Origin of the sequence: Deinococcus sp. YIM 134068, assembly GCF_036543075.1 — a bacterium.
GTDB classification, from domain to species: Bacteria; Deinococcota; Deinococci; order Deinococcales; family Deinococcaceae; genus Deinococcus; species Deinococcus lichenicola.
The window spans coordinates 41,734-48,525 of the sequence record NZ_JAZHPF010000024.1 but is presented as its reverse complement, the minus strand read 5'-3'; the positions used below and the strand labels follow the sequence as shown (position 1 = coordinate 48,525).

Annotated in this window: 7 protein-coding genes; 3 read left to right on the top strand and 4 right to left on the bottom strand. The window is 68.0% G+C overall.

The window, feature by feature from the left end; all coding sequences use genetic code 11:
* Window positions 1-224: 224 nt before the first annotated feature.
* Complete coding sequence (locus tag V3W47_RS16925) at window positions 225-692, bottom strand: S-ribosylhomocysteine lyase (RefSeq protein ID WP_331826399.1); 468 nt, start codon at window positions 690-692, stop codon at window positions 225-227.
* A 98-nt stretch (window positions 693-790) separates the two neighbouring features.
* Between V3W47_RS16925 and lspA the strand changes: the two genes are divergently transcribed.
* Entirely contained in the window at window positions 791-1,312 is a 522-nt protein-coding gene (gene lspA, locus V3W47_RS16920) for a signal peptidase II (protein ID WP_442877240.1), read from the top strand.
* Between the two features lie 122 nt (window positions 1,313-1,434).
* Here the strand turns inward: lspA and rpmB are convergent, their stop codons facing one another.
* Both rpmB and V3W47_RS16910 read right to left on the bottom strand, forming a co-directional pair.
* On the bottom strand, window positions 1,435-1,650 hold the full coding sequence (rpmB, locus tag V3W47_RS16915; protein ID WP_331826398.1) for a 50S ribosomal protein L28: 216 nt from the start codon (window positions 1,648-1,650) through the stop codon (window positions 1,435-1,437).
* A gap of 211 nt (window positions 1,651-1,861) precedes the next feature.
* Window positions 1,862-2,131 carry a GlsB/YeaQ/YmgE family stress response membrane protein gene (locus V3W47_RS16910; RefSeq protein WP_331826397.1) on the bottom strand — a complete coding sequence of 90 codons (270 nt, stop codon included), beginning with the start codon at window positions 2,129-2,131 and terminating at the stop codon, window positions 1,862-1,864.
* Window positions 2,132-2,422: 291 nt separating this feature from the next.
* On the opposite strand from V3W47_RS16910, the gene thrC reads away from it, so the two are divergent.
* Window positions 2,423-3,460, top strand: coding sequence for a threonine synthase (gene thrC / locus V3W47_RS16905; RefSeq protein ID WP_331826396.1), 1,038 nt, complete (start codon window positions 2,423-2,425; stop codon window positions 3,458-3,460).
* 142 nt (window positions 3,461-3,602) lie between these two features.
* On the top strand, window positions 3,603-4,514 hold the full coding sequence (gene thrB, locus V3W47_RS16900; RefSeq protein WP_331826404.1) for a homoserine kinase: 912 nt from the start codon (window positions 3,603-3,605) through the stop codon (window positions 4,512-4,514).
* A gap of 27 nt (window positions 4,515-4,541) precedes the next feature.
* Here thrB and V3W47_RS16895 read toward each other — a convergent pair whose 3' ends face one another.
* Window positions 4,542-6,779 (bottom strand): MMPL family transporter, encoded by a 2,238-nt coding sequence (locus V3W47_RS16895; protein ID WP_331826395.1) that lies wholly within the window; start codon window positions 6,777-6,779, stop codon window positions 4,542-4,544.
* Between the last annotated feature and the right edge of the window lie 13 nt (window positions 6,780-6,792).

Genomic DNA, 6,792 nt, shown 5'->3' with positions numbered 1-6,792 from the left:
GCTATCTTGACCCTTCCTCTTCACACACCCAGGCTCCGCAGAACCTGGGCGTGAACAACGCTATTTCTCGCACACCTCTTCGCTTGTCATGCTCCGCGCCTCAACTGAGGCTCAGAAAAGATACAGGTCACGCCCGATCTTGTCAACACCCCTGAAGCCGTCTCTCTTGAGGAATGCAGCACCCCGGCTCCTCAGCGAGAGGCCGGGGTTGAGTCTGCGCCGCCTCAGCGTTCGAGCAAGACTGTCTCCTGCACCTTGAGACCCTGGGCAATGGCGTTGCGGGCGTGTCGGCGGGCGGCCTCCAGGTCATGGTCGCGGTAGTTGCCGCATTCCAATTCGCTCACGCCGGGGATGGGGCGGTCGTGGGCCTCGGTGTCGCGCAAGGCAGCCTCGAAGGCGCGTAGCACACCCTGTTCGTCCGGCTCGCCGATGACGGCCATATACATGCCGGTGCGGCAGCCCATCGGGGACACGTCCACCACGTCCGTCAGGTGGTCGCGCAGGTAGCCCGCCAGGAGGTGTTCGAGGGTGTGGAGGGCGGCAGGGTCGATGGCCGCCTGATTGGGCTGGAGCAGGCGCAGGTCGTACTTGCTGATGCGGTCGCCGCGCGGGGTGGTCTTCACGCCCGCCAGCCGCACGTAGGGGGCGTGAACTCTGGTGTGATCGAGGTCGAAGGATTCCACGTTCGCCATGTCCCCAGTGTCGGCGGCTCACGGGCAGACAATAGTGACGGGGGAGGTGGCGGGGTGTTGACCTCCGCCGTTCGCGGGCACTCCATATACTGCGCGGCGTGCCGACCCTGCTCGACCACACGCGCGCCCTGCCCGTCTGGGTGCCGCTGCTCATCGCCGCCGTCCTCGTCGCTGCCGATCAGGCCCTTAAGGCGTGGGCACTCGCCAACCTGACATACGGGGCGGCACCCATTCCTTTTCTGCCGGGGCTACTGGACTGGCAGCTCACCTTCAACACGGGGGCGGCGTGGAGCCTCTTCTCGGGGTCCGCCGTGCCGCTCGCCATTGCGCGCCTAATGGTGGGGGTCGGGCTGCTCGTCTACGTGATGGTGCGCCCGCAGAACCGCTTCCTCACCGTCGTCCTGAGCATGATCGCCGCAGGGGCCATCGGGAACACCATCGACGGGTTGCGGCAGGGCAGGGTAACGGACATGCTGCACGCGCCGCCGCTGAGCGCCATCACCCGTGCGCTCGGCGCGGGCGACTTCCCCATCTTCAACATCGCCGACTCGTGCGTGGTGGTGGGGACGTTGCTGCTGCTCGTCGCCAGCTTCGTGAGCGGGCGGGAGAGAAAGGTGTAGGGCACAGAGCGGTCAGCTCTCAGCCGTCAGCAATCAGCGAAAACACTCAGCCGGATCACGCTCAAAAGAAGTCGCCCCCATCCGCTTGGGACAGGGGCGTTTCTCTCTGGGTCTCTGAGGCCCTAGATCAGGCTCTTGCGGCACTTCATGCAGACGCGCATCCGTACGGAGACGCCCGCACGGGTGACGGTGAGGGGCTGGAGGTTGGGCTTCTGGACCCGCTTGGTGATGCCGGTGGTCTTGCGACCGACGCCGCCCGCCGCGCGGGCCTTACCCCGGCGGACGACCGAGTTGACCACAATCGGCCCCTTGCCGCACACTTCGCACACTCTGGACATGTTCGCACTCCTTCTTGAGCCTGACCCGGAAATCTGCCGGGGGCGTTCGTCCGGCACGGTGGACACCGGGAACGGGCTGCCGCGCCGGGCGGGGTCAGGCAAGCCTTCCAAAGGTAGCACACGGGCGGGGGACGCGACAAACAGGAGGCCAGGGCAGACCAAGAAGAACCGGACCCCACGTGGAGGCCCGGCCTTTCGGTGAACGCTAGAGCTAGCGCAAGACCTTGAGCGCCTTGAGGACGGCGATGAGGATGATGCTGCCGACCACGCCCCAGATGATGCTCCAGAAGCTGAAGCCGCCACCCGCCGCCGCCGCGCCGCCGATGTTGAGAAGGTTGCCGAAGAGGAACTGCGCGAGGAGTGCGCCGACGATACCGATCAGGATGTTGGCGACGGCCCCCTGCTGGGCGTCGGTCTTCATGATCAGGCTCGCGAGCCAGCCGCAGAGCGCCCCTACCAGGATGGTGATGATGAATCCCATGATTTGACCTCCAGGACGGTGAGTTTCAACGAAGCCCTCTCGTTGTGATGGCACAATGAGACCCGCGCCCCCCGCCTAGTGTGTGCCATCGTACCTTCTCAAGGGGGACCCAAGACGGGGTGCAGGTCCCCCCAATCCCATTTAAGGATGAGGTGCGAAAGGGGCGGAAGGCGGCTCATCTCTGACGCGGGGCTGATGGGCGCGCCCTGTCTTGACCCCTGGGAGCCTTACGCGACCGACCCCGCTAGCATGGGCGGGCTACGCCGCCCCGAGCGGCACGAAGGAGCGCCCATGCCCGGACTCATCGAACGCTACCGACCATACCTGCCCGTCACAGACAAGACGCCCGCCCTCAGCCTCGAAGAGGGGAACACCCCGCTGATCCCCGCGCCGAAGCTCAGCGCCCACCTCGGCGTGGAGCTGTACCTCAAGTACGAGGGCCTAAACCCGACGGGCAGCTTCAAGGACCGGGGCATGGTGATGGCGGTCGCCAAAGCGGTCGAGGACGGCGCGGACACCATCATCTGCGCGAGCACGGGCAACACGAGCGCCGCCGCCGCCGCCTACGCCGCGCGCTCGGGGTTGAAGTGCATCGTCCTGATCCCCGACGGGAACATCGCGTTGGGCAAGCTGGCGCAGGCGATGGCCTACGGGGCGCGTATCGTGGCGATCAACGGGAACTTCGACGTGGCCCTGAAACTCGTGCGGCAGATCAGCGACGAGCATCCCATCGCCCTCGTGAACTCGGTGAATCCATACCGCCTTCAAGGGCAGAAGACGGGGGCCTTCGAGGTCGTGGACGTGCTGGGCCGCGCGCCCGACATTCTCGCCATTCCGGTGGGAAATGCGGGGAACATCAGCGCGTACTGGATGGGCTTCCGGGAATACTACGTGGCGGGGAGGAGCGAGAACCTGCCGAAGATGTGGGGCTTTCAGGCGGAGGGGGCCGCGCCCTTCGTCCGCAATGCCATCGTGGACGAGCCGCAGACCATCGCCACGGCCATTCGCATCGGCAATCCGGCGAGTGCGGACCTCGCGCGGGCGGCGGTGCGCGAGAGCGGCGGCCTCTTCGACATGGCCTCCGACGACGAGATCATGCACGCCTACAACCTCGTCGCGCGGGAGGGCGTGTTCTGCGAACCGGCGAGCGCCACCCCCGTCGCGGGCCTGCTGAAGATGCACGCCGCCGGGAAGCTCGCCCCCGGTCAAACGGTCGTCGCCGTGCTGACGGGCAACGGCCTGAAGGACCCCAACGCCGCCATGCGTGCGGTCGAGGCCCCGAAGGGCGTGGAGGCGAACATGGAGCGGGTGCTGGAGAGCATTCTGTGACGGGAGGTGGGCCGTGGGTGAGGGGAGTCGGGAGGTCGGGAGGTCGAGAGGTCGAGGGACCGCCTTTCCACATCTCGACGCCTCGACGCCTTGACCCCTCGACCGTCACACCGTCCGCCCTCTGCCCCCCGGAGGCGTGCCCGTGACCACCTTCACCGTCCGCGCGCCCGCCTCCAGCGCAAACCTCGGGCCGGGCTTCGACAGCCTCGGGCTGAGCGTGCCTCTCTTCACCACGCTGCGGATAACAGGGCAGGACGTGACCCAGGTGGTGCCGCTCGGGGCAGAGCTGGAGGGAACGCCCGCCGACGAGAGCAACTACGTGTACCGGGCGATGCTCCTCGCGGCGAAGAGAGTGAAGCGGGAATTACCACCCGCGCGGGTGGAGATCGAGACGGAGGTGCCGCTGGCGCGTGGGCTGGGAAGCAGCGCCGCCGCCCTCGTCGCCGGAATCGTGGCGGGGAATGAGCTGCTGGGGCATCCCCTCGACGATGAGGCCGTGCTGGACGTGGCCGCGCGGGAGGAGGGGCACCCCGACAACGTGGCCCCGGCCCTTTTCGGCGGTATCGTGGTCGCCACACTGGACAAGCTGGGCACGCACTACGTCCGGCTGGAGCCGCCCGCACATCTGGGCGTAACGGTCCTCATCCCCGACTTCGAGCTGTCCACGAGCAAGGCCCGCGCCGTGCTGCCGAAGGAATACAGCCGCGCCGATGCCGTCCATGCCCTTTCGCACGCCGCGCTGCTCGCCGCCGCCCTCTCGCAGGGCCGCCTTGACCTGTTGAGACACGCTATGCAGGACTACATCCACCAGATTTGGCGTGCGCCGCTGGTCCCCGGCCTGAGCGACATTCTGGAAGAGGCGCACAAGTACGGCGCTCTAGGCGCGGCCCTCAGCGGTGCCGGGCCGACGGTCCTCTGCTTCCACGACACGCGGGAGGAGACGGGCAAACTCCACACCTATCTCCACGGCGTTATGAGGAAGAACGGGTTGACGGGGCGGGTGGAGGATTTCCCGATTGACACGGGAGGGACAGTCATCGAGAGGACGTGTTGAAAGGACGTTGAGCCGACCTCTCTCCCCTCAATGCTCAATTCGCACCTTCGGCAACAGTCGGTCCAGCCACCCCGGCAGCCACCAGTTCCACTTCCCGGCGAGTTTAAGGAAGGCGGGCACGAGGACGAGGCGCACGAGGGTGGCGTCCAGCGCGACGGCGACGGCCAGCCCGAGGCCGATACTCTTGTTGGCGACGACGCGCCCGACGATGAAGGCGCAGAAGACGATGAACATGATGACCGCCGCCGAGGTGATGATGCGCGCGGTCCGGCCCACGGCGAGGACCACCGCCTCGTCGTTGGAGTGACCGCGCAGGACCTCCTCCTGCACGCGGGAGAGCAGGAAAATCTCGTAGTCCATGCTCAGGCCGAAGAGGACGGCGAAGAGGAGGAGCGGCAGGCTGGAGTCCAGCACGCCCACGTCACTTGGAATGCCGAGCGGCGCGGCGAGAAAGCCCCCTTGCACGACGAGGGTGACGACGCCGCACGCCGCCACGACCGTCAGGGCGTTCATGACGATGCTCTTGAGGGGCACGAGCAGGCTGCGGAAGGCAACCATCAGGAGGAGGAAGGTCGCCGCGAAGACGGTGAGGACGGCGGCGGGAAAGGCGTCCGTGATCGCCCGGCTGAACTCCCGCTCACCGATGGGCGCACCTCCGAGCAGAAAGGGGAAGCCGCCCGCCGTGAGTGTGGACCGCAATCGGGTCTCGAACGGGTCGATCTGGTCGGCGCGCAAGTATGTTTCGGGAACGACGGTGACGCGCAGGAGCGTCCGGTCGGCGCTGAAGGAACGGCGGCCCAGGAGGCTCAGGGCGGCGAGGGCATCCGTTCCCGTACCCGCCACCTGATCTCCGGCGAGGTCGGCGGGCGTGAGGAAGGGGCTGACGACCGTTCGGACGCCGGGCAGGGCGCGAAGCTTCGTCACGAGTTCCTGAAAGCGGGCGCGGTCCTCCGGGCCGTAGCGCCGCCCCTCCAAATCGAGAATGACCTCGAACTGGCTGAGCAGTCCACCCGCGCCGAGGTCGCGCACGTCCACCAGCGCGTCACGGCTCTCCACACCGGGGGTCAGGCCCCACGCGCCCGCGTATCCGGTCCGCATGTCGCGGGCAGGCACGGCGAGGACGAGCAGGAAGAGAGTGCTGAGGACCACCGCGAGCCAGGGCCGGGCCGTCACGCGCCGGGCGAAGGCGGTCCACGCGACCGAGGCCGCCGCGTTCTGGCTCCAGGTGAACCGCAGCACACGCGGACTGTTCACCCTCTCCCCCAGCAGGGCGAGGAGGGCGGGCAGGACCGTCACGCTGGCAAGGACGGTGAGGAGGACGGCGAGAACGCCTCCCAGTCCCATCGAGCGCACGAAGGCGATGGGCGGGAGGATGAGGGCGGCCATAGCGATGGCGACGGTCAGCCCGCTGAACAGGACGCTGCGCCCCGCCGTGAGGACGGTGCGGGCCGCCGCCGCCCGTGAGTCGCCGTCGCGCGCCAGCTCCTCGCGGAAGCGGTTGACCATCAGGAGGGCGTAGTCGATGCCCGCCCCCAGCCCCAGCATCGTGATCACGCTCTGGGCAAAAGAAGAAACCTCCATCACGCGCGTCAGGCCATAGACGCCTGCCATCGCCACCGTGATGCTGAGAACACCGACGGCGAGCGGCAATCCGGCGGCGACGAGCGCCCCGAAGACGAGCAGGAGCACCAACCCCGTCAGCGGCAGGGCGGCGAACTCGCTGCGTTTGGTGTCGCCCTCCGCGAACTCGGTGAAATCGTCCGCGATGGCCTGCCCGCCCGTCACGCGCACGCCCAGTCGGCCTACGCCAGCCTCCCGCTCGGCCTCCTCGGCGTAGGCGCGCACGCGGGCGAGGGTTTCGGTCGCCCCCTCCAGCAGCGGAATCTGGGCGACGGTCAGGGCCAGAGTGCCGTCCGCGCTTACGGTGGGCACCGCCCCCTGCGCCCCGCCCGGCAGGACGCGGGTGACGCCGGGCACCTCCGCTAATCCCTCAATGAAGCGGTCATGGATCGCCCGGCCCTCCGGCGTGGTCAAGGGCGGCTGAATGCGGGTGACGAGGAGGGCCGTGTTCGTATCCGTCTCCCCGAAGCGTTCTCGCAGGAGGGTGGTGACGCGGGTACTCTCGGCGTCCGCCAGGCTGCCGGGGTTGGCGCTGAGGGCGCGCGGGGCGAGGGAGGCGGGATAGGCACTCAGCGCCGCCAGCAGCACCCAGACGGCCACCACCGGCCAGGGGTGACGGGCCACGAACCGCGACAGGAAGCGCACGGGGAGCAGTAGA

What these genes read in the sequence shown, in the direction of transcription:
- V3W47_RS16925 (WP_331826399.1), bottom strand. Translation starts at nt 692, where the DNA reads ATGGCGAACGTGGAATCCTTCGACCTCGATCACACCAGAGTTCACGCC.
- rpmB (WP_331826398.1), bottom strand. Translation starts at nt 1,650, where the DNA reads ATGTCCAGAGTGTGCGAAGTGTGCGGCAAGGGGCCGATTGTGGTCAAC.
- V3W47_RS16910 (WP_331826397.1), bottom strand. Translation starts at nt 2,131, where the DNA reads ATGGGATTCATCATCACCATCCTGGTAGGGGCGCTCTGCGGCTGGCTC.
- thrC (WP_331826396.1), top strand. Translation starts at nt 2,423, where the DNA reads ATGCCCGGACTCATCGAACGCTACCGACCATACCTGCCCGTCACAGAC.